This window comes from Microbacterium sp. NPDC056569 (genome assembly GCF_042793475.1).
Classification (GTDB): Bacteria; Actinomycetota; Actinomycetes; order Actinomycetales; family Microbacteriaceae; genus Microbacterium.
In genome coordinates, this window is record NZ_JBHTUV010000003.1 from 1 (window position 1) to 19906 (window position 19906).

Sequence of the window (19906 nt, forward strand, 5' to 3'; positions counted from 1 at the left end):
ACGCCCCCCCACCCCGGGGCCGGGGGTCCCATCGGCCCCCACCCACCCGGGGGGGGGGGGGGGGCGCGGCGGGCGCGGGTGGGGGGGGCCCCCCCGCGCGCCCCCCGCGCGGGGGCCCCCGCCGGGGTGACAGCCGCTGGTCAGGCGGTCGTCTGGTCTCCGCCGCCGGCCGTCGCACGGCGGCGGGAGACCACGATCCAGACCACGGCGCCGATCCCGAGCGCCAGGGCGATCCCCCCGACCGCCCAGGGCCACAGGGGCGCCGTCGTCTGGTCGGCGGAGAGCGCCCCGGCCGAGGCCTCGGCCGACTCGGCGGCCGGCACCTCCTCGTCCTCGACGGGCGCCGCGGCGACCGCGCAGTCCGCGGTCACGGGGAGCACCGCCGACACCGGGTCGAGCTCGTCGCCCGCCGCGTAGGTGCCGAAGGCGGCGGCGCCGGCCTCGGTCAGGGTCGCGGGCAGCGCGTCGAGCACGAGCCCGTCGTCGGTCACCTCGAGGTCGGGCAGGGCGAACTCCGTGAACCGGATGCCCGCGGCCGTCACCGGCTCACCGTCCTGCGTCGTGCCGCTGACGTCGAACACCAGGTAGCCGGTGTCGCCCTCGAGCTCCACCCGGGCGTTCGACAGCGTCGTGTCGAGTGCGCCCTGGTGACCGGTGAAGCGGATGCTGCCGCCATAGGTGACGAGACCGGTGCGGGTCGCAGCATCCACTGCTCCCGTCCCCGTGCTCCAGACGAACTCGGGGTACTCGTACGCGACGCCGGTCAGCTCCCACCCGCCGCCCGCGATGCCCTCGATGTACGTGCGGAAGCTCTCCTTGAAGCCCCAGGCGAGGCTCGCGGCGTCGACGACGCAGCCGGTCGCGATCGCCGCGCGGGCGAGCGTGAAACGGATGCCGCGGTCCACGGACCCCTGGAACGTCAGCGTGTGCTCGCCGTCGGCGAGGGTCGCCGGCAGCGCACCGGTCCAGGTGGCGTTGCCCGAGGCATCCGCCGCCACCTCGCCGAGGAGCGTCGGCGTCGAGTACACGACGACCTGGATGCCCTCTTCGTTCGGGGTGAAGCCCGACGCGGTGACCGTCACCGGCTCGCCCTTCTGCAGCGCGGCGAGGGTGTCGTCGTCGAGGTCGATTCCCGTCGACGCCGGGGGCGCGGCCGGGATCGACGCTTTGCGCGTGGCCGAAGCTGGGGCCGCACTGGCGACCGTGCCCGTCGCGCCGGCCGGCGCCGCAGCCGCGACCCCGATGGTGAAGGTCACGGGGTCGAGCTGCGTCGAGTAGCCCTGGAACACCTGACCGACGCCCGATGCCGTGAGCGTCGCCGGCACCCGCGAGTACGTGACCGTGCCGTTCGCGGTGGCGCGGACCGCGGCCGACAGGTCGAGGTTCGCGAACGCGACCTGCGCGCCGCCGCTCGTGACGTACAGCGTCGCCGCGTCCGCCGAGGTGACACGCACCTGCGGGTTCGCGATCGTGACGTCGAGGACGCCGCCGTGACCGGTGAAGCGGACCGCCCCGCGGTACGAGATGGTCCCCGTGTGGGTCGCTGCGTCGTACGTGCTGCCGGTCGCCTGGCCGAACCGGAACAGGCCGCCGGAGCGCGTGGCTCCGGCCGTCACGGCGATGCTGCCCTTCGCCGTGTTCCCGGTGATGTAGCTCGCGAAGCTCGACGAGATCGCCCACGAGAGTGAACCGCCCTGCGTCGCCGCCGGCGGGGTCACCGGTGTGCCGGGGTCGATCGGAGGCTCCGGGCCGGTCGGCGGCGTCACGTCGGGGAAGAGTCTCGCCCAGTGGTCGGTGGTGAACGGCACGTCGCCGCGGGCGTAGATCGTGTCGGCACCCGGGTTGGAGTGCTGCTTCCACACGATCGCCTCGTACTGCTTCGTGCGGTCGAGCTTGGCTGCGGGGGCGACGAGGTCGACCGTGAACGCGCCGCCCGAGATCGGGCGCACGTACTGCACAGCCGCGAAGCCGTCGCCGGCCGTGACCGCAGACTCGGTGCCCTTCTCGATGATGGCGGCGTAGGCGCCGGTGGCATATCCGAGGTTCGACGCGACGACCTCGACGGTGGCGCCGGCGGTGGCCGAGGCATCCGTCACCGTCACGTCGACGGCCGGAATGGGCGTCGGGTCCGCGAAGGCGAGGGGGACGGCGAGCTCATTGACCGCCTGCACGACGCCGCCGGCACCGACGGTGAACACAGCGAGGGTCGCCCGTTCGAGACGCTTCGCCTCGAGGGTCGCCTCGTCGATCTCGACGGTCCAGGTGAAGTCGGCCGTGCCGTCGCCGTTGTCGGTCCACTGCAGGTACGGTGCCTGGGTCTGCACGCCCTGCACCCACACCGAGTACGCATTCGACCGGTCGCCCGAGACCGCGCCGGCAGAGGGGCGCCACGTCTCCTTGAGCCAGCCGATCTGCGCGTACACACCGGCGGGCTGTCCCGCCGTCGGTCCGTAGATCGCCTTGCCCGCGGTGCTGTAGCCGGTGCCGGTGATCGTGATGGTCTCGCCCTCGGGGTCGAGGCCCGTGGTCGTCGAGACCGCCAGCGCCGGCGACGGAGCGGGCTCGGCGAACGTGATCGGCGTGTACGTCTCGAACGCGGTGTACTTCGCGCCCGCTCCTGAGTAGGTGTAGACGCCGTAGTTTCCGGCGAGCAGCTCGGACGCCTCGCTGCGCGAAACGGTCAGCGTCGTCTCGAAGGTGCCGTCGGCGGCGATCGCGATCCCCCCGCGCGCCGCGCCGCCGATGGACGCGACGTCAGCCGCGTGCACACCCCACTTCGTGTCGGTACCCGGTCGCGCCGAGCTCGGCGCACCGGAAGACGGCGTCCAGACATCGAGGAACTTGCCGAAGACGATGTACGAGCCGCCGAACTTCCCGGCGAGCGGCTGCCGGGTGCCATCCGTTGCCGGGGGGTTCGGCACGAAGCCCCAACCCGTCACCGTGACAGTCTCGCCGTCCGGGTTCAGCCCCGTCGTCTTCGAGACCGTCACCGTGGGCGTCGGGGTCTCCGGCTCGGGATCGACGGGCGGCGCGGTGATCTCGTACGCCACGACGGCGGAGGTCGAACCCGTGAACGCCGTCGGATCGGCGGGCGTGAACACGGCCTTCAGCTGCGCGGTGCCGGCGGTCGCGATGCTCGCGGCGACGGTCGCGCCGACGGCGGCGGAGCCGAGCGGCGTCTCGCCGTGGAAGTACGAGACGGTTCCGGATGCTGCGGGCTCGACGCTCGCGCCGAGCGTGAAGTCCGCGCCGGCCAGGCTCGACGCGGCCGGGTCGACCGTCAGGGTCGTGGTCGTCGCGACCGCGGGGAGCGGCTCCCATGTGATGGCCGTCGTCGCGTTCTGGCTGGGATCGGTCATCCCCTGGCCGTGCGCCTTCGAGGCATAGATCGCGTACTGCGCGCCGTCGGCGAGGGCGGGAACGGTGACCTGCACGCTGAATGCGCCGTCGGTGGTCATCGGCGCGGTGCGACCGGCACCGGTCGAGCCGTCCGCGTTGCCCGGCGACACCCACACGACATCGCTCATCGCGCCACCGTAGAAGCCGCTGAGTCCGGCCGGGCCGACGCCGACGTACACGCCCGGAGCGACACCCGAGAAGCCGGAGCCGGTCACGGTGATCGTGCCGCCCGCTCGAGGGGCCTGCGTGGCCGAGACGGCGGGTCCGGCGGCGAACGCCGGGACGGCGGTGAGGGCTCCTGCCACGACGAGCAGGAAGGCGAGGAGCGCGGCGATGCTCGCGCGACTGCGATCCAGGAACGGCTGCGTATTCACGGGTGTCTCCGGCGCCGCGCACGCCGAGGCGCACCGGCGCTTCAGTGCGATTCGGGTTTGTTTGCTTAGGTTTGGCTAACCTAATATCGACTCGAACGTAGGGCACTCTCACAGCCGACGTCAAGCCTAAGGTAAGGCTCACCTAATGTTTTGCACTCTGCTCCCTCGCCGCGCTTCCGCGCGCTGTGCCGGCGGGATCGCGCTGCTCGTGGCGGCCGTCGCCCTTGCCGGCTGTGCCGCGCCGGCCGCCGATGCCGTCGACGTGGACTGCCCCGCAGCATCCGTTCCCCTGGCTTCGCTGGATCTCGCCGAGAACCCGCGCACCGCGACCGGACCCTCCACGGCGTGCCTGGCGTCGCACGCGATCGAGCCGATCGCGGCCGATGACGCGCCCGACCTGCCGGTGACCGTGACGGATGCCGAGGGCCGCGCGGTCGAGATCACCGATGTCAGCCGCATCCTGCCGGTCGACATCTCGGGCACGATCGCGGCGACCGTGTTCGGTCTGGGCCTCGGCGACGCGGTCGTCGGCCGCGACTCGTCGACCTCGTTCGACGGCACCGACGACCTGCCGGTCGTGACGAAGTCGGGGCACACGCTCAACGCCGAGGCGATCCTCGAGCTCGCGCCGACCGTGATGCTGACCGACACCTCGATCGGCCCCAAGGAGGTGCGCCAGCAGCTGCGCGACGCCGGCATCGCCGTCGTCGTGGTCTCCAGCGAGCGGCGCGCCGACACGGTCGCCGACCTGGTGTCGGAGATCGCCGGAGCGCTGGGCGTGCCCGGCCGCGGCGACGCGCTCGCAGAACGGCTCGACGCCGACGTCGTGGCGGCGAGCGCCGAGGTGTCGGAGATCGCGCCGGCGGCAGCATCCGATCGTCCTCGCATGCTGTTCCTCTACGTGCGAGGCAGCGCGAACGTCTACTACATCTTCGGCCGCGACTCGGGGGCGGACTCGCTCATCGAAGCGGTCGGCGGCGTCGACGTCGCGAGCGAGATCGGCTGGGAGGGCATGAAGCCCTTGACCGCCGAGGCCCTCGTCGCCGCGCAGCCCGACGTCGTCGTCATGATGACCGACGGGCTGGCGTCGGTGGGCGGAGTCGGCGGGCTGCTCGAGCGCATCCCGGCGCTGCAGCAGACGCCGGCGGGCGCACACCGCCGGGTGGTCGACATGGCGGATGCCGAGATCCTGAGCTTCGGGCCGCGCACGGCGGAGGTCATCCGCGCGCTGGCGCGTGCGGTGTACGCGCCGGCATCGACGGCGGGGGCGACCCCGGCCGCGGAGCCTGCGTCGTGACAGGCACGCTCGAGGCGGAGGCCGCCGCCGCGGAGGTCGTCACCGAGGTGCCGGCGACGCACCGCCGTCGCCGGTTCGTGCTCGTGGCGGCGGGGCTGTCGGCGGCGATCGGGGTCGTCGTCATCGTGTCGCTCGGACTCGGGCAGTACTGGCTCACCCCCGCGCAGGTGATCGGGGTGCTGCTGCAGTCGGTCGGGATCGACACGTCGTGGGCGCCGGAGGCGCCGACCGCGTCGGGCGTGATCCTCGACATCCGGCTCCCCCGCATCGTGCTGGGCCTGCTCGTCGGGGCGGCCCTCGCCGTGTCGGGCGTGCTCATGCAGGCGATCTTCGGCAACCCGCTCGCCGATGCCGCGGTGGTGGGCGTCTCGTCGGGCGCGGCGTTCGGCGCCGCCGCGAGCCTGACGTTCTCCCTCGCGGTGTTCGGCATGTGGACGACCCCGGCCTTCGCCTTCGTCGGCGGCCTCATCGCGGTGTTCTCGGTGTACCTGATCAGCCGCTCGGGCGGGCGCACCGAGGTCGTGACGCTGCTGCTCACCGGCATCGCGATCAACGCCATCGCGGGGGCGGGCCTGGCGTTCCTCACGTTCCTCGGCACGACCTCGACGCGCGAGCAGATCGTGTTCTGGCAGCTCGGCAGCCTCAACGGCGCGCTGTGGCGGAACATCGCGCTCGTCGCCCCGCTCGTCGCGATCGGCGTGGCCGCAGCGGCGTACGTCGCGCACCGCCTCGACCTCTTCGCCCTCGGCGAGCGCACCGCGCGACACCTCGGCGTGCGGGTCGAGCTGCTGAGGGTCGTGGTGATCGTGATGGTCGCGCTGCTCGTGTGCGCGGCCGTCGCGTTCGCCGGCATCATCGGCTTCGTCGGACTCGTCGTGCCGCATCTCATGCGCATGGCCATCGGACCCGCGCACCTGCCGCTCATGGTCACGAGCGCGCTCGGCGGCGCACTCCTGATCGCGGTCGCCGACCTCATCGCGCGCACGGCGGTGCCGCTCGCCGACCTGCCGATCGGCATGATCACGTCGCTCGTCGGCGGCCCCTTCTTCCTGTGGCTGCTGCTGCGCGCGCGCCGCAAGGCAGGGGGCTGGGGATGATCGTCACGGATGCTGCGCCCCCTGTCGCCGCCGTCGCCTCGGGGGCCGTGCGGCTCCGCGCCCGCGGCGTGACCGTGACGCCGCACGGGGCGGCGGGCCCGGTGCTGCGCGATGCGGCGATCGACGTCCGGGCGGGCGAGCTCCACGCCCTCGTCGGCCCGAACGGCGCGGGCAAGTCGACGCTCTTCGGCGTGCTCGCGGGCGACATCGCCCCGGACGCCGGCGACGTGAGCCTCGACGGGACGCCGCTCGGCAGCATCCGTCCGCGCCTTCTCGCCCAGCGGCGCGCGGTGCTGCTGCAGCAGAACGCGGTGTCGTTCCCCTTCACGGTGGAGCAGGTCGTGCGGATGGGCCGTGCGCCGTGGGCGCGCACCCCCGCCGAGGACGACGACGACGCGGCGGTGGCGCGCGCGCTCGAGGTGACCGACCTCGTGCCGCTCGCCGCGCGCGGGGTGACGTCGCTGTCGGGCGGCGAGCGCGCGCGGGCCGCCCTCGCGCGGGTGCTCGCGCAGGCGTGCGATGTGCTGCTGCTGGACGAGCCCACCGCGGCGCTCGACCTCAAGCATCAGGAGGATGTGCTGCGCATCGCGCGCGATCGTGCGCGCGAGGGCGCGGCGGTCGCGGTGGTCCTGCACGACCTCAATGCGGCTCTCGGCGTGGCCGACCGTGTGACGCTGCTCTCGCGGGGCCGGGTCGTGGCGTCGGGCACGCCGGCGGAAGTGCTCACGGCAGCGGCGATCGGGGAGGTCTACGGCCAGCGGGTCGACGTGTTCCCCCACCCGGTGTCGGGCGCCCCGGTGGTCATGCCCCGTCGCTGACGCCGGAATCGCGAAGGGGAGATTTCCGCACGCGATCCGTGCGTTTTTCTCCTTCGCGATTCCTGGACGCGGGGCGGGGCGCGTCGGGGGATCAGGGGCGCAGGGGCAGCAGGTCCGAGATGTCGGCGCGCGTGCCCGAGGCGCTGATGCGGCCCGCGGCGGCAGCATCCGTCCACTGCTCCGCGCCTGTGGCGAGGGCGATCCACGTGGCGGGATCCGTCTCGACGACGTTGGGCGGCGTGCCGCGCGTGTGCCGGGGGCCTTCGACCACCTGCACCGCGCCGAACGGCGGCACCCGCACCTCGACGGAGTTTCCCGGCGCCTTCTCGGCCAGCAGCTGCAGCAGATAGCGCACGGCCGTCGCGTTGTCGGTGCGAGCAGGCGGGACGGATGCCGCCGCCGCCGCCGCGACCGCGCTCAGGGCGGCGCGGCCATCGTCGGTCGAGATCTTGCGGGCCATCGTGCCAGGCTACGCCGCTGCCCGGTTCGCAACTCAGGATGGATGCCGCGCAGACCCCGTTCCGCGCTCGCCAGACCGCAACCTTCCTGAGTTACGAACATGGCGACGGGAGCAGGACGACCCGAAACGGCGGGAAGGGCCGCCGGTAGGCTCCCGCTCCCCGGTTCGCAACTCAGGATGGATGCCGCGCAGACCCCGTTCCGCGCTCGCCAGACCGCAACCTTCCTGAGTTACGAACATGGCGACGGGAGCAGGACGACCCGAAACAGCGGGAAGGGCCGCCGGTAGGCTGGAAGGCGTGAAGATCCTGGTTCTCGGCTCGGGCGCGCGGGAGCACGCCATCATCCTGGCGCTGCGGTCGGAGGAGGCCGAGCACGAGATCTTCGCCGCCCCCGGCAACGCCGGCATCGGGCAGGACGCACAGCTCGTCGCCCTCGATCAGAACGACCCCGTGGCGGTCAGCCAGTTCGCGATCGACCACGACATCGCCCTCGTCATCATCGGCCCGGAGGCCCCCCTGGTCGCCGGCGTCGCCGACGCGGTCCGCAAGCGCGGCATCCCGGTGTTCGGGCCGGGCAAGGCGGCCGCACAGCTCGAGGGGTCGAAGACCTTCGCGAAGCGCATCATGGAGGCCGCCGGGGTTCCGACGGGTCGCGCCGTGCGCGCGCACACGCGCGCCGAGGTCGCGTCCGCGTTCGACGAACTGGGTGCCCCGCACGTCGTCAAGGCCGACGGGCTCGCCGCAGGCAAGGGCGTCATCGTGACCTCCGACCGCGAGGCTGCCCTCGCACACGCCGACGAGTACCTGCCGTCGGGCGCCGTGCTCGTCGAGGAGTTCCTCTCGGGCCCCGAGGTGTCGCTCTTCTTCCTCAGCGACGGCGACCACGTGCTGCCGCTCAGCCCCGCCCAGGACTACAAGCGCCTGCTCGACGGCGACGAGGGCCCCAACACCGGCGGCATGGGCGCGTACTCCCCCCTGCCGTGGCTCGACGGCAAGTTCGGCAGCGAGCGCGAGTTCGTGGAGCTCGTCACGCGCGACATCGCCGAGCCCGTCATCCGTCAATTGGATGCTGAGGGCACACCGTTCATCGGACTCCTCTACGCCGGCCTCATCCTGACCGACGACGGCGTGAAGGTCATCGAGTTCAACGCGCGCTTCGGCGACCCCGAGACGCAGGTCGTGCTGCCCCGGCTCGTCGACCCGCTGTCGGAGCTGCTGCTGGCCGCAGCATCCGGTCATCTCGAGGATCTCCCCCTTCCGGCCTTCGCGAACGACGTCGCCGTGACGGTCGTGCTCGCGAGCGAGGGCTACCCGGCGTCGCCCGTGACCGGTCGCGCCCTCACGAACCTGCGCGAGGCCGAGGCTGTCGACGGGGTGCACCTCGCCCACGCCGCCACCGCCGAGACCGACGGCGGCCTCGTCGCGACGGGCGGCCGTGTGCTCAATGTCGTCGGCGTCGGCACCACGTTCGTCGAGGCGCGCGACCGCGCCTACCGCGCGCTGGGCGCGATCGGCCTCGAAGGCGGCCAGCACCGCACCGACATCGCCGCGCGCGTCGCCGAAGGGCTCTGACGCATGCGTCGGCGCGCAGCATCCGCTCTCGCCATCGCCCTCGTCCTCACCGGCGGAGCCGTGTCGGGGTGCTCGGCGAGCGTCGACATCGACGCTCCGGGCACCGAGCTGATGGACCAGGCGCACCAGGTCGCGAACGAGGCGCTCGTGGCCGCCGCGACCACGGGGCTGCAGGCGCTGCAGGCTGCGGGCGGCGTGACCGAGGATGCCGTGCGCGGCGTCCTCGAGAAGGCCGGTGCCGCCGACGTGGAGACGCGCGTCGCCGGTGACAGCCTGCTGTTCGGCGCCGGGGTCTCGGGCGGGTGCGTGTACGGCTCGGTCGGCGCCTCGGGCACCGTCTCGATCGACCTCGGTGGCGTGAACGCCGACGGCGGGTGCCTCCGCGAGGAGTGACCGAGCCGCCTCGGCCGATCGGACGAGACGTTTCGAGCCGGGCGGCCGAAGCGGCGCAGCATCCGTTCTCGCGAACATGGCGGCATGACAACCACCACCGCCCGCCCGAGGGTCGCGCGCCGCCGTACCGAATGTCTCGTGCCCGGCGGGCTCATCGCCCTGAGTCTCGTGCCGATCGTGGCCGGCTCGGCCCGTCTCACCCAGCTCACGACCGGGGCGACGGTCACGGCCGAGAACGCCCGGTTCTTCGACTCGCCGATCCCCGTCGTCGCGCACATCATCGGCTCGAGCGTCTTCCTCGTGCTCGGGGCGCTGCAGTTCGCGCCGTCGCTGCGGCGGCGGCGCTGGCACCGCATCGCGGGACGCGTCGTGGCGCCCGCGGGGCTGGTCTCGGCGCTGTCGGCCCTGTGGATGACCGTGTTCTACGACATCCCCTCCGCGGTCACGGGGCCTGGATTGCCCGCGATCCGGCTGCTGCTGGGCACCGCCATGGCCGGCGCCATCGTCTTCGCCTTCGTCGCGATCCGGCGCGGCGACGTGCGCACGCACAGCGCGTGGATGACGCGGGCCTACGCGATCGGCCTGGGCGCCGGCACGCAAGTCCTCGTGTTCCTCCCCTACACGCTTCTGGCCGGCACGCCCGCTCCCCTCACCTACACGGCGCTGATGACCGCGGGCTGGGTGATCAACCTCGTCGTCGCCGAGGTCCTCATCCGGCGGCGCGCTCGCGCAGGTCGCCGGCGCAGCGGCGCCCCGAGGGCGGCGACCGGTGCCCGCCTATCATGAGGGCATGACGAGCCCGGTCCGCGCGCTCTGGGACGCGCCCGCGGCCGTCCCGGCGCCGCCGCGGCGGGTGTGGCGCGACTGGGTGCTCGTCAGCGTGATCCCAGCGCTCGCGGTGGTCGAGGCATCCGTCCGCACCGATGTCCCGTGGCGCTGGCTCTGGGCCGTCGTGCTCACCGGGCTCGCTTCGACGTTGCTGTGGCGCCGCTCCCGCCCGTTCACGATGCTCGCGATCGCCTTCGCCGTCGGCACCACCGTCGGTCTCGCGACGGCGGGCGATCCGCAGCTCTACACGACGGCGTATTTTCTGATCCTCCTCTACGCGGTGTTCCGGTGGGGCTCCGGGCGCGCGATGCTCGGCGGCGGCGCGCTGGTCGTGATCGGGATGCTGCTCACGTTCCTCGCGACGCCGCCCGAGCCCGCCGACATCATCGGCGGCGTCGCCGTGGCGGTGACCACGAGCACGCTCGGCCTCGCCGTGCGCTGGCGGCGTCGGGCCCGCACCCGCGAGCTGGAGCAGGTGCGGCTGCTCGAGCGCGAGCAGCTCGCCCGCGACCTCCACGACACCGTCGCGCACCACGTCTCGGCGATCGCGATCCAGGCGCAGGCCGGCTCCGCCGTGGCGGCGACCGACCCGGGTGCGACGATGCAGGTTCTCCGCGCGATCGAGGCGGAGGCGACGCGGACGCTCCGCGAGATGCGCGCGATGGTGGGCGTGCTGCGTGCGCCCGACGATGCGCTCGCACCGACTCCGGGGCTCGCCGACATCCGTGCTCTCGAGCGGACGGTCCCCACGCCCCCTCCAGGCGCCGCTGGCGCGTCGCCCGGAGCCTCTGGGCGCGTGGCCCCAGCTGCGACCCCTGCCGTCGTCGTCCGCCTCGGTGGTGACCTCGACAGCGTGCCGCCGACCGTGGCCGCCGCGGTGTTCCGGATCGCGCAGGAGGCCGTGACGAACGCCCGCCGCCATGCTCGCGGTGCCACCCGGATAGAGGTGGGCGTCGATGTCGACGCCGATGGCGTGCGGCTCGAGGTGCGCGACGACGGCGGGGGCGCAGCATCCGTCGCCCCTCCCGGCTACGGGATCACCGGCATGCGCGAGCGCGCGGCGCTGCTGGGGGGGACGTGCGAGGCCGGCCCGGCTCCTGGCGGCGGCTGGGTGGTCGCCGCAACACTCCCCCGGGCAGGATGGACCCCATGAGCGTCCGTGTGCTCGTCGCCGACGACCAAGACCTGGTGCGGACCGGCCTGCGCATGATCCTCGACGCTCAGCCCGACATCGAGGTGGTCGGCGAGGCGGCCGACGGCGCGGAGGCGGTAGCCCTCGCCCGAAGCCTTCGGCCAGACGTGTGCCTGCTCGACATCCGGATGCCGGAGATGGACGGGCTCGCGGCGACCCGAGCCCTCGCCGGCCCGGACGTCGCCGACCCGATCCCGGTCGTGGTGATCACGACATTCGACCTCGACGAGTACGTGTACGAGGCACTGCGCTCGGGAGCCCGCGGGTTCCTCCTCAAGGACGCGGGCGCGGTGCTGCTCGCCGAGGCAGTGCGCGCGGCCGCGCGGGGCGACGCGCTCATCGACCCCAACGTCACGGTGCGGCTGATCCAGGCGTTCGCGGGTGAGACGCCGGAACCGGTCACCCCGCCCTCGAGCCCGCTCACCGAGCGGGAGGAGGCGGTGCTCGCGGGCGTCGCCCGCGGGCTCGGCAACAGCGAGATCGGCGACGAGCTTCACGTCTCACTCAGCACGGTGAAGACGCACCTCGCGAGCATCATGACCAAGCTCGGCGCCCGCAACCGCGTCGAGCTCGCGATCTGGGCCCACGAGCGCGGCCGCGGCCGGCGCTGAGCGCGCCTAATACGACGGTGTGCCCGGGCGACCGGAGCGTCCCTCGTCCGGCGACCCTGAGATGAGCTCGCGGGCGACCTCTGAGATCCGCGCCCGGCTCTCGCGAGCCCGGGTGCGGAGGCGGCGGAAGGCCTCGTCCATGTCGACGTTCTCCGCATGGGCGATCACCCCCTTCGCCTGCTCGATGACGACACGGCTGTCGAGCGCGCTCTGCAGCTGGTCTCGGGCCAGGGTCCGCTCCTTCAGGGTCTGCTCGTGGAGGATGCTGATCGTCGCGACGTCGGCGAGCCCTTGGGCGGCCTTGCGGTCCTCTTCCGACGCGGGCGCATCCCGATCGTAGAAGAGGTTGAGCGAGCCGAGTCGATCCTCGCGGAGCCGCATCGGCACCGCGAGCACCGACTCGTAGCCCAGCCGGCGCACGGAGGTCGCGAACTGCGGCCAGTGCGCGTAGATCGCCGCCCACCCGTGGACGGCCACGATCCCCCCGGAGCGGTACGCCTCGACGCACGGCCCCTCGTCGGCGGCGAGCTGCATGACGCTGATGAGATGGCTGCGCTCGCTCGACGCGGCCACCACCTCGAGCCGGTCGCCGGAACCGGTGAGGAGGATGCCGGCATCCGTCGCGGCGAGGATGTCCCGGCTCAGCTGCGAGAGCGTGCTGAGGAGGTCGACGACGTCGTACTCCGCGACGAGCGTGTCGGCCAGATTCACGAACGCGTCCACGAGCGCGCCCTCGCGACTCGGTTCCATCTCGTCGCGATTGTACGGCGACGCGACCACACCGCGACAGCGCCTCAGACGGCCTGGCGCTGCTGCAGCAGGGGGCACTCGAACGGGTCGCGCTCCCCGAGTCCGACGCGGTTGATGTAGCGCGCCACGATCCGGTACGACTCCCACAGCCCGGTCTCGGTATACCGGACGTCGTGCGCGACGCAGTACTCCCTGATCGTTCCGGACGCCTTCCTGAGATGGGGACGCGGCATCGACGGGAAGAGATGGTGCTCGATCTGATAGTTGAGCCCGCCCATGACGACATCGAGCAGGCGGGTGCCGCGGATGTTGCGGCTCATCAGCACCTGCCGTCGCAGGAAGTCGAGCCGGACGTCGGCGGGCACCAGCGGCATGCCCTTGTGGTTCGGCGCGAACGACAGCCCCATGTAGACGCCGAACAGCCCGAGCTGGACGGCAAGGAACACGAACGCGATGCCCGGCGAGAGCACGAAGAAGACCAGCGCGAGGTAGCCGGCGATCCGCACCGCCAGGAACCCGGCTTCGACCGGCCGCCGGCGCAACGGCTCGCGCGACACGACCCGGCGCACGCTCGAAGCATGGAGGGCGAGGCCCTCGAGCAGCAGGATCGGGAAGAAGAACATCCCCTGATGCGCCAGCACCCAGCCGACCAGGGGTCCGAAGCTCATGGCGCGTCGCGAGACCTGGTCGGGCGTGAACGACACGACGGGCAGCTCGATGTCGGGATCCGACCCGAGCTTGTTCGGATTGGCGTGATGACGGGTGTGCTTGTGCTGCCACCAGCCGTAGCTCATGCCCACGAGCAGGTTGCCGAGCACTGTCGCGGTCCAGTCGTTCCAGCGCCCCGACACGAAGATCTGCCGGTGCGCCGCATCGTGCCCGAGCATCGCGATCTGCGTGAAGAGGACCGCGAGGACCGCACCCGTGAACAGCTGCCACCACGTGTCGCCGATCAGGACGAACGCGGTGAGCGCCGCGGCGAGCGCGACGACCACGCCGACGAGCTTCGTCCAGTAGTAGCCGTAGCGGCGACGCATCAGCCCGCTCGATCCGATGATCTTCGCGAGCTCGGTGAAGTCGTTCGGGGCGCGGGTCGTGCGAGCGACAGCGATGCGGACGCCGTCACCGGTGAGTTGGTCGGTCATGTCCTCAGCCCCGATCCTCCGGCCGCACTCGAATGCGAACCGAGGATGTCGGGGTCCGGGACATCCCTGGGCTCAGGCTACGCCTCGGCGCACCGCTGCGCGCAGGCTGGTGGCAAGTTCTCAGGCGCGGGCACGGAAGACGGACGCCGGCGCGGCGGGCTGGGGGACGCGCTGCGCCGGCGTCCGGACGACGCCCCGGCACGGATGAGTGCCCGAACGTCCTCGGGACCCGAGCTGGGGGACTCAGGTCTGACGGCGGATGAAGCGCATCAGCCAGGCGATCACCGCGATGACGATGATGACGAGGCCGATCCACAGCAAGAACTTCGCTGCCTCGATGAACACGCCGAGCAGCAGCAGGACGATTCCGACGATGAGCAGGATCACTGCGAGTCCGGTCATGTCACCATGGTGGGCGGCGGCCGCGCCTCCGACCAACCTCTTGACACGCCGCCGAAACGGGGTTAGTCGGACGCCACCCCGGCATTGTCGGCTTGCCAGTGCGATCGTGGGCGTCGTGCGGTCGATGCCCGCCCCGGCACCGGCCTGCCGCGGCGGCCGGTGATCGGGCCGGTGGCCACCCGATTCGATGCGATGCGCACCCCTCGCGCTCTGTCGGTACGGCGTCGTACGGTGGGTCATGGCCGACAAGGGCGCCGCGCGCAGGGCGAAGTTCCCGGAGTCGTACGCGATCTTCGACCCGATCGTTGCGGAGTGGACCACCCGCCCCGACGTCTCGCTCGGCGTGATGTTCGGCTCCGAGGGGCTGAACGTGCGCGGCAAGGTGTTCGCGTTCGTGACCTTCGAGGGCGCGCTCATGGTGAAGCTCCCCGAGAGCCGTGTCGGCGAGCTGGCCGAGGCGGGCGAGGCCGAGCCCGCCGTCATGCGCGGCCGGCCGATGCGCGAGTGGGCGACCGCGAGGACGGATGCTGCGGACCGCTGGCCCGCACTCGTCGCCGAGGCGTTCGCGCACGTCGACGAGATCACGCCGTGAGCCCGTCCGACCCTTCGCGGCCCCGCCCCGAAATCCGCCCGGAGCCAGGCGGGATAATGGACGGGTGACGGCTCTCCCCACCCCCACGACCGAGCTCGCCGGCTGGCGCCACGCCTACTCCGGCAAGGTGCGCGACCTCTACGTCCCGGCGGACACGCCCGAGGGCGCCTCACCGGAGCGCATGCTTGTCGTCGCGAGCGACCGCGTCAGCGCGTTCGACCACGTGCTCTCGCCGGGAATCCCGGGCAAGGGCGAGCTGCTCACCACCCTCAGCCTCTGGTGGTTCGACCGGCTCGCCGGCGCCGACGGCGGCCGCAGCATCCCGAATCATCTCGCCGCCTCTCACGAGCTCACGCTCGGCGCCGACGGCCAGGCGAACACCGCCGACGACCTGAAGAGCCTGATTCCGGATGCGGTCACCGGCCGCGCGATGGTCGTGAAGAGCCTCGACATGCTGCCGATCGAGTGCGTCGTGCGCGGGTACCTCACGGGCTCGGGGTGGGCGGAGTACCGCGAGAACGGCACGGTGTGCGGCATCGCCCTGCCCGAAGGGCTGTCGAACGGCGACCGGCTGCCCGAGCCGATCTATACGCCGGCGTGGAAGGCTCCGATGGGCGAGCACGACGAGAACATCTCGTACGAGCGCACCGTCGAGCTCGTCGGCGCCGAGCGCGCCGCCGAGCTGCGGGATCTCTCGCTCGAGATCTACGCCCGCGCGGCCGCAACGGCCGAGGCTCACGGCGTGATCCTCGCCGACACGAAGTTCGAGTTCGGGCTCGACGCCAACGGCGTGCTGACCCTCGCCGACGAGGTGCTCACGAGCGACTCGTCGCGATACTGGGATGCTGCCGCCTGGGCCGCGGGCACGACGCCCGAGGAGCGCATGGCGAGCTTCGACAAGCAGATCGTGCGCGACTGGCTCGCGGCGAACTGGCCGGCTCCGCGCGAGGGCGAGCCGCCCGCGCTGCCCGCCGACATCGTCGCCCGCACCACCGCCCGCTACCGCGAGCTGCTGGAGCGCCTCACCGCCGCGTGACGCGAGGGCGCAGCATCCGGGTCCGTCACGCGTTCTTCATCGCCTTCAGCCGCGCGAGGAGCACCGGTCCGGTGCGATCGAGCATCTTCCCGCCGATCAGGACGCCGCCGACGAGCACCGCTGTGCCGAGCACGACGCCGATGGCGAAGGCGACCCAGCTCAGGGCCGGGTTCTGCATGAAGTAGCCGATGATCCCGACGATCACCGCGGGCGCGGAGAGCGCGAGCGCCACCAGCCAGATGCCGAAGAACGCCAGGCCCTGGAGGAACGTCGTGCCGGGGACGCGCTTGAACGGGTTGTCGCCCGACCCCGGCACCGGCACCACGAGCTGGGCCGAGGTGACGGCGCAGACGCCGTAGCAGGTGAAGAGGATCCCGAGCGCCATCCCGACGATGCCGGGCAGCTGCGTCCAGTCGCCCGCGAACGCGATCGGCAGGATCGCCGCCAGGAGCACCAGCGGCACCGCGACCGCGGCTGCAGCGAGGATGCGGCCGAGCCGGTCCGCATGCCCGCGCGCTCCGGTGATGAGCTCGGTGCCGAACGCCGTGCCGTCGTACGAGATGTCGGCGTACACCACGATGCCGATCACGAAGGCGATGATCGGAGCCGAGAACGCCAGCGCTACGAGCGGGTCGCCGTTGCGGGCGTAGAACCACAGGAGAACGGGCACGAGCGGCACGGCGATGAGCTGGCGCAGGTACCGCGGATCGCGCGTCCAGTACGTCAGCGCACGCGCGAAGATCGCGCCCGTCGCTCCGGTGGGCACGCGGCCGAACCACCCGATCGATCCCGCGCGCACGGCGGCCGCCGATGAGAGCCGCGGGCGGACGAGGGAGCGGGCGAGCGAGGCGCGCCAGAGCACCCAGAGTGCCGCGAGCGTGACGAGTGCGATCAGCAGTTTCGCCGCCGCCGCGGGCAGATCGCCCGCCGCGGCGTCGGCCGGCACCGCCCAGGCGGCGCCGAGCGGCGTCCAGCCGAGGAGCGGCACGAGCTCGGCGAGCGTGTCGGCGTTGATCGCGAGTCCGCCGGCGACGCCCGCGATGATGGGGCCGGCCAGGATGATCGGGATGAAGACGAGGATGCCCGCCACCTCCCGGAAGCGCCGACCGCCGCCGAAGCCGGAGGCGACCGTCGAGACGGCGCGCGAGGCGACGACCGCCGTGAGGACCGCCAGCGGCGTGCTCACCACCCACGCGATGATCGCGGCCGGCCAGTGCGCCCAGGTCGCGATCGTCGCGAGCGCGGCCGCGGCCGTGATGATGCCGGGGATGCCGCAGACGGCGGCGAGCGTCAACGCGACCATCATGCGCGAGGTCGACATGGGGAACACCACGAGGCGGTCCGGGTCGAGCGTCGTGTCGACGCCGAACGCCACGAGCGGGATGAGGGCCCACCCCAGGGTCACGAGCGAGCCGGCGCCGACGATGACGATCCCCGCGAGCCGCACGTCGCCGAACCCGAGCAGCACGAGCCCCGCGACGATGCCCAGGAGCACGACGGCTCCGTACAGCGCGCCGAGGATGAACCCGACCAGCTGCCACGGGCTGCGCGCGAGCTGATTGCCGAGGACGCGGAACCGCAGCCTCAGGAGCGTCGCAACCATTCCGGCCCCTCCGTGTGGCGGCGGCCGCCGACGAGTTCGACGAACCGGTCCTGCAGCGACTGCCCCGCTCGCACGTCGTCGACGGTGCCGGCGACGAGCAGACGGCCGGCGGCGACGATCGCGACGTGGTCGCACATGCGCTGGACGAGATCCATCGAGTGGCTCGAGACGATGACGGTGCCGCCGCCGGCCACGTAGCCGGCGAGGATGTCCTCGATGTTCGCCGCCGACACGGGGTCGACCGACTCGAACGGCTCGTCGAGCACGAGCAGCCGCGGCGCGTGGACGAGGGCGCACGCCAACGCGATCTTCTTGGTCATGCCCGCCGAGTAGTCGACGACCATCGTGCCCGCAGCATCCGTCATGTCCATCAGCGCGAGCAGCTCCGCCGTGCGCTGGACGATCTCGTCGTGCGGCAGGCCGAACAGCAGGCCGTTGTAGGTGACGAGCTGCTCGCCGGTGAGGCGGTCGAACAGCTTGACACCGTCGGCGAGGTTGCCGACCATGGCCTTCGCCGTCACGGGATCGCGCCACACGTCGACGCCGTGGACCATGGCCTGGCCGGCATCCGGCATGAGGAGCCCGGTCGCCATCGACAGGGTCGTGGTCTTGCCGGCGCCGTTCGGGCCGACCAGCCCGTAGAACGATCCCGCGGGCACGCGCAGGCTGATGTCGGCCACGGCCACCTTCTCACCGAACCGCTTGTGGAGCCCTCGCAGTTCGAGCGCGGCGGCGTCGCGCGCCGCATCGGTGGATGGCATCGGCGGGCTGGCTGGGTCGGTCACGTCTCTCCGTCGGTTCAGCGTCGAGGGTCCGGGCGCACGCCGGGCACGGTCCACCCTCTCGGATGCCGCGTGGCCGAGGCAACTCGCGGGCCTGCGCTCGCTATCGTGATGCTCGCACGATCACCCGAGCGCAAGGAGCGCGCATGCCTTTGTGGACCATTCACGGCAACGGCCGGACCGTCGAACCCGGGAAGGTGGTGAAGCCCGACGAGCGGCTGAACTGGCCCGCGACCGTCGCGATCGGCGCGCAGCACGTCATCGCCATGTTCGGCGCGACGTTCCTGGTGCCGGTGCTGACGGGCTTCCCGGTCTCGACCACGCTCCTCTTCTCGGGCATCGGGACGCTGCTGTTCCTGCTCATCACGAAGAACCGCCTGCCCAGCTACCTCGGCTCGTCGTTCGCGTTCATCGCGCCGGTGACGGCCGCCACCGCGTCGCAGGGCATGGGCTCGGCCCTGGCCGGCATCGTCGCCGTCGGCGTGCTGCTGGCCGCCGTCGGCTTCGTCGTGCAGTTCGCCGGCCTCGGCTGGATCGAGAAGCTCATGCCGCCGGTCGTCGCCGGCGCCATCGTCGCGCTCATCGGCTTCAACCTCGCGCCGGTCGCGTGGCAGAGCTTCCAGCAGGCGCCGATCACGGCGACCATCACGCTCGTGGCGGTCATCCTGGGCAGCGTGCTGTTCCGGGGCTTCCTCGGACGCATCTCGATCTTCCTCGGCGTGATCGTCGGCTACATCGTGGCGCTGCTGCGCGGCGAGGTGGACTTCACGGCGGTGAACGAACTCGTCGCGAACGGGCAGTGGGTCGGCCTGCCGACGTTCCAGTTCCCGACGTTCGGCGACCCCGGAACGTGGAGCGTCATCGCGATGTTCCTGCCGGTCGTGCTCGTGCTCATCGCCGAGAACGTCGGACACGTGCGCGGCGTCGCGACGATGACCGAGGCATCCGTCAACCAGTACACCGGCCGCGCGCTCATCGCCGACGGCGCCGCCACCGTGCTCGCGGGAACCTTCGGCGGCTCGGGCACGACGACCTACGGCGAGAACATCGGCGTCATGGCGGCGACGCGCGTCTACTCGACGGCCGCGTACTGGGTCGCGGGCGTCTTCGCGATCCTGCTGTCGCTGTCGCCCGTGGTCGGCGCGGTGTTCAACTCGATCCCGGCCGGCGTCCTCGGCGGCGTGACCACCGCGCTCTACGGCCTCATCGGCATCATCGGCATCAAGATCTGGGTCGACAACCGCGTGGACTTCTCGCGCCCCGTGAACCAGTACACCGCCGCCGTCTCGCTCGTCATCGCGATCGCCGGCTTCACCGTGGTGTGGGGCGACTTCCAGCTGGGCGCGATCGTCATCGGCGCCGCCGCGGCCCTGCTCATCTACCACGTGGGCAACGCCATCGCGCGCTGGCGCAAGACCGGCGCCGACGACGGCGGTCCGCTCCCGGCCGTCGGCCAGCTCGGCGGCGACCCGCAGGACTCGCCAGTCAAGTAGTCGCTCGGGTCGCAGCATCCGTCCCTCTCCCCTCCTTCGTTCGTTCGTTCACCGGCGGTGA

General features: G+C 72.3%; 18 protein-coding genes. 11 read left to right on the plus strand and 7 right to left on the minus strand.

The window, feature by feature from the left end; translation table 11 throughout:
- Positions 1-140 precede the first annotated feature (140 nt).
- On the minus strand, positions 141-3773 hold the full coding sequence (locus ACFQ7C_RS04310) for an HtaA domain-containing protein (protein ID WP_378898288.1): 3633 nt from the start codon (positions 3771-3773) through the stop codon (positions 141-143).
- A gap of 145 nt (positions 3774-3918) precedes the next feature.
- Here ACFQ7C_RS04310 and ACFQ7C_RS04315 point away from each other — a divergent pair, with 145 nt between their 5' ends.
- From ACFQ7C_RS04315 to ACFQ7C_RS04325, 3 genes are read left to right on the plus strand one after another with little or no spacing between them, the layout of a single operon-like run.
- A complete protein-coding gene (locus ACFQ7C_RS04315; protein ID WP_378898289.1) occupies positions 3919-5070 on the plus strand; it encodes a hemin ABC transporter substrate-binding protein in 1152 nt (383 codons plus the stop codon).
- The gene (locus ACFQ7C_RS04320) at positions 5067-6167 is read left to right on the plus strand and encodes a FecCD family ABC transporter permease (RefSeq protein ID WP_378898290.1); all 1101 of its coding nucleotides are present in this window, start codon (positions 5067-5069) and stop codon (positions 6165-6167) included. Before ACFQ7C_RS04315 ends, ACFQ7C_RS04320 begins: the two co-directional genes overlap by 4 nt.
- The gene (locus tag ACFQ7C_RS04325; protein WP_378898291.1) at positions 6164-6985 is read left to right on the plus strand and encodes a heme ABC transporter ATP-binding protein; all 822 of its coding nucleotides are present in this window, start codon (positions 6164-6166) and stop codon (positions 6983-6985) included. Before ACFQ7C_RS04320 ends, ACFQ7C_RS04325 begins: the two co-directional genes overlap by 4 nt.
- 91 nt (positions 6986-7076) lie before the next feature.
- On the opposite strand, the gene ACFQ7C_RS04330 is transcribed toward ACFQ7C_RS04325, so the two are convergent.
- Positions 7077-7445, minus strand: coding sequence for a sterol carrier family protein (locus ACFQ7C_RS04330; protein ID WP_378898292.1), 369 nt, complete (start codon positions 7443-7445; stop codon positions 7077-7079).
- 298 nt (positions 7446-7743) lie between these two features.
- On the opposite strand from ACFQ7C_RS04330, the gene purD reads away from it, so the two are divergent.
- The 5 genes from purD to ACFQ7C_RS04355 all read left to right on the plus strand — a co-directional run bounded on the left by purD (position 7744) and on the right by ACFQ7C_RS04355 (position 12042).
- Entirely contained in the window at positions 7744-9018 is a 1275-nt protein-coding gene (purD, locus tag ACFQ7C_RS04335) for a phosphoribosylamine--glycine ligase (protein ID WP_378898293.1), read from the plus strand.
- A 3-nt stretch (positions 9019-9021) separates the two neighbouring features.
- Positions 9022-9411, plus strand: a complete 390-nt coding sequence (locus ACFQ7C_RS04340) for a hypothetical protein (protein WP_378898294.1) — start codon at positions 9022-9024, stop codon at positions 9409-9411.
- An 84-nt stretch (positions 9412-9495) separates the two neighbouring features.
- Positions 9496-10197, plus strand: a complete 702-nt coding sequence (locus ACFQ7C_RS04345) for a DUF2306 domain-containing protein (protein ID WP_378898295.1) — start codon at positions 9496-9498, stop codon at positions 10195-10197.
- Between the two features lie 4 nt (positions 10198-10201).
- Positions 10202-11392, plus strand: coding sequence for a sensor histidine kinase (locus tag ACFQ7C_RS04350; protein WP_378898296.1), 1191 nt, complete (start codon positions 10202-10204; stop codon positions 11390-11392).
- The gene (locus ACFQ7C_RS04355) at positions 11389-12042 is read left to right on the plus strand and encodes a response regulator (protein WP_378898297.1); all 654 of its coding nucleotides are present in this window, start codon (positions 11389-11391) and stop codon (positions 12040-12042) included. The genes ACFQ7C_RS04350 and ACFQ7C_RS04355 overlap by 4 nt, the downstream gene beginning before the upstream one ends.
- Positions 12043-12048: 6 nt before the next feature.
- Here the strand turns inward: ACFQ7C_RS04355 and ACFQ7C_RS04360 are convergent, their stop codons facing one another.
- The 3 genes from ACFQ7C_RS04360 to ACFQ7C_RS04370 all read right to left on the minus strand — a co-directional run bounded on the left by ACFQ7C_RS04360 (position 12049) and on the right by ACFQ7C_RS04370 (position 14339).
- Positions 12049-12792, minus strand: coding sequence for a GAF and ANTAR domain-containing protein (locus tag ACFQ7C_RS04360; RefSeq protein ID WP_378898298.1), 744 nt, complete (start codon positions 12790-12792; stop codon positions 12049-12051).
- Between the two features lie 44 nt (positions 12793-12836).
- Positions 12837-13937: a fatty acid desaturase family protein gene (locus ACFQ7C_RS04365; RefSeq protein WP_378898299.1), complete on the minus strand. Its 1101-nt coding sequence runs from the start codon at positions 13935-13937 to the stop codon at positions 12837-12839.
- A gap of 243 nt (positions 13938-14180) precedes the next feature.
- The gene (locus tag ACFQ7C_RS04370; RefSeq protein WP_169583593.1) at positions 14181-14339 is read right to left on the minus strand and encodes a hypothetical protein; all 159 of its coding nucleotides are present in this window, start codon (positions 14337-14339) and stop codon (positions 14181-14183) included.
- Positions 14340-14577: 238 nt separating this feature from the next.
- Here ACFQ7C_RS04370 and ACFQ7C_RS04375 point away from each other — a divergent pair, with 238 nt between their 5' ends.
- Entirely contained in the window at positions 14578-14931 is a 354-nt protein-coding gene (locus ACFQ7C_RS04375) for a hypothetical protein (RefSeq protein ID WP_378898300.1), read from the plus strand.
- Positions 14932-14995: 64 nt separating this feature from the next.
- Positions 14996-15967 (plus strand): phosphoribosylaminoimidazolesuccinocarboxamide synthase, encoded by a 972-nt coding sequence (locus tag ACFQ7C_RS04380; protein ID WP_378898301.1) that lies wholly within the window; start codon positions 14996-14998, stop codon positions 15965-15967.
- A gap of 25 nt (positions 15968-15992) precedes the next feature.
- Here ACFQ7C_RS04380 and ACFQ7C_RS04385 read toward each other — a convergent pair whose 3' ends face one another.
- Entirely contained in the window at positions 15993-17570 is a 1578-nt protein-coding gene (locus tag ACFQ7C_RS04385; protein WP_378898302.1) for a hypothetical protein, read from the minus strand.
- Complete coding sequence (locus ACFQ7C_RS04390) at positions 17552-18331, minus strand: ABC transporter ATP-binding protein (protein WP_378898303.1); 780 nt, start codon at positions 18329-18331, stop codon at positions 17552-17554. Before ACFQ7C_RS04390 ends, ACFQ7C_RS04385 begins: the two co-directional genes overlap by 19 nt.
- Positions 18332-18498: 167 nt before the next feature.
- Between ACFQ7C_RS04390 and ACFQ7C_RS04395 the strand changes: the two genes are divergently transcribed.
- On the plus strand, positions 18499-19845 hold the full coding sequence (locus tag ACFQ7C_RS04395; protein ID WP_378898304.1) for a uracil-xanthine permease family protein: 1347 nt from the start codon (positions 18499-18501) through the stop codon (positions 19843-19845).
- Positions 19846-19906 lie beyond the last annotated feature (61 nt).

Coding starts and splice junctions, on each gene's coding strand:
- ACFQ7C_RS04315 (WP_378898289.1), top strand. CDS start 3,919: ATGTTTTGCACTCTGCTCCCTCGCCGCGCTTCCGCGCGCTGTGCCGGC.
- ACFQ7C_RS04325 (WP_378898291.1), top strand. CDS start 6,164: ATGATCGTCACGGATGCTGCGCCCCCTGTCGCCGCCGTCGCCTCGGGG.
- ACFQ7C_RS04330 (WP_378898292.1), bottom strand. CDS start 7,445: ATGGCCCGCAAGATCTCGACCGACGATGGCCGCGCCGCCCTGAGCGCG.
- ACFQ7C_RS04340 (WP_378898294.1), top strand. CDS start 9,022: ATGCGTCGGCGCGCAGCATCCGCTCTCGCCATCGCCCTCGTCCTCACC.
- ACFQ7C_RS04345 (WP_378898295.1), top strand. CDS start 9,496: ATGACAACCACCACCGCCCGCCCGAGGGTCGCGCGCCGCCGTACCGAA.
- ACFQ7C_RS04350 (WP_378898296.1), top strand. CDS start 10,202: ATGACGAGCCCGGTCCGCGCGCTCTGGGACGCGCCCGCGGCCGTCCCG.
- ACFQ7C_RS04355 (WP_378898297.1), top strand. CDS start 11,389: ATGAGCGTCCGTGTGCTCGTCGCCGACGACCAAGACCTGGTGCGGACC.
- ACFQ7C_RS04360 (WP_378898298.1), bottom strand. CDS start 12,792: ATGGAACCGAGTCGCGAGGGCGCGCTCGTGGACGCGTTCGTGAATCTG.
- ACFQ7C_RS04365 (WP_378898299.1), bottom strand. CDS start 13,937: ATGACCGACCAACTCACCGGTGACGGCGTCCGCATCGCTGTCGCTCGC.
- ACFQ7C_RS04370 (WP_169583593.1), bottom strand. CDS start 14,339: ATGACCGGACTCGCAGTGATCCTGCTCATCGTCGGAATCGTCCTGCTG.
- ACFQ7C_RS04375 (WP_378898300.1), top strand. CDS start 14,578: ATGGCCGACAAGGGCGCCGCGCGCAGGGCGAAGTTCCCGGAGTCGTAC.
- ACFQ7C_RS04385 (WP_378898302.1), bottom strand. CDS start 17,570: ATGGTTGCGACGCTCCTGAGGCTGCGGTTCCGCGTCCTCGGCAATCAG.
- ACFQ7C_RS04390 (WP_378898303.1), bottom strand. CDS start 18,331: ATGCCATCCACCGATGCGGCGCGCGACGCCGCCGCGCTCGAACTGCGA.
- ACFQ7C_RS04395 (WP_378898304.1), top strand. CDS start 18,499: ATGCCTTTGTGGACCATTCACGGCAACGGCCGGACCGTCGAACCCGGG.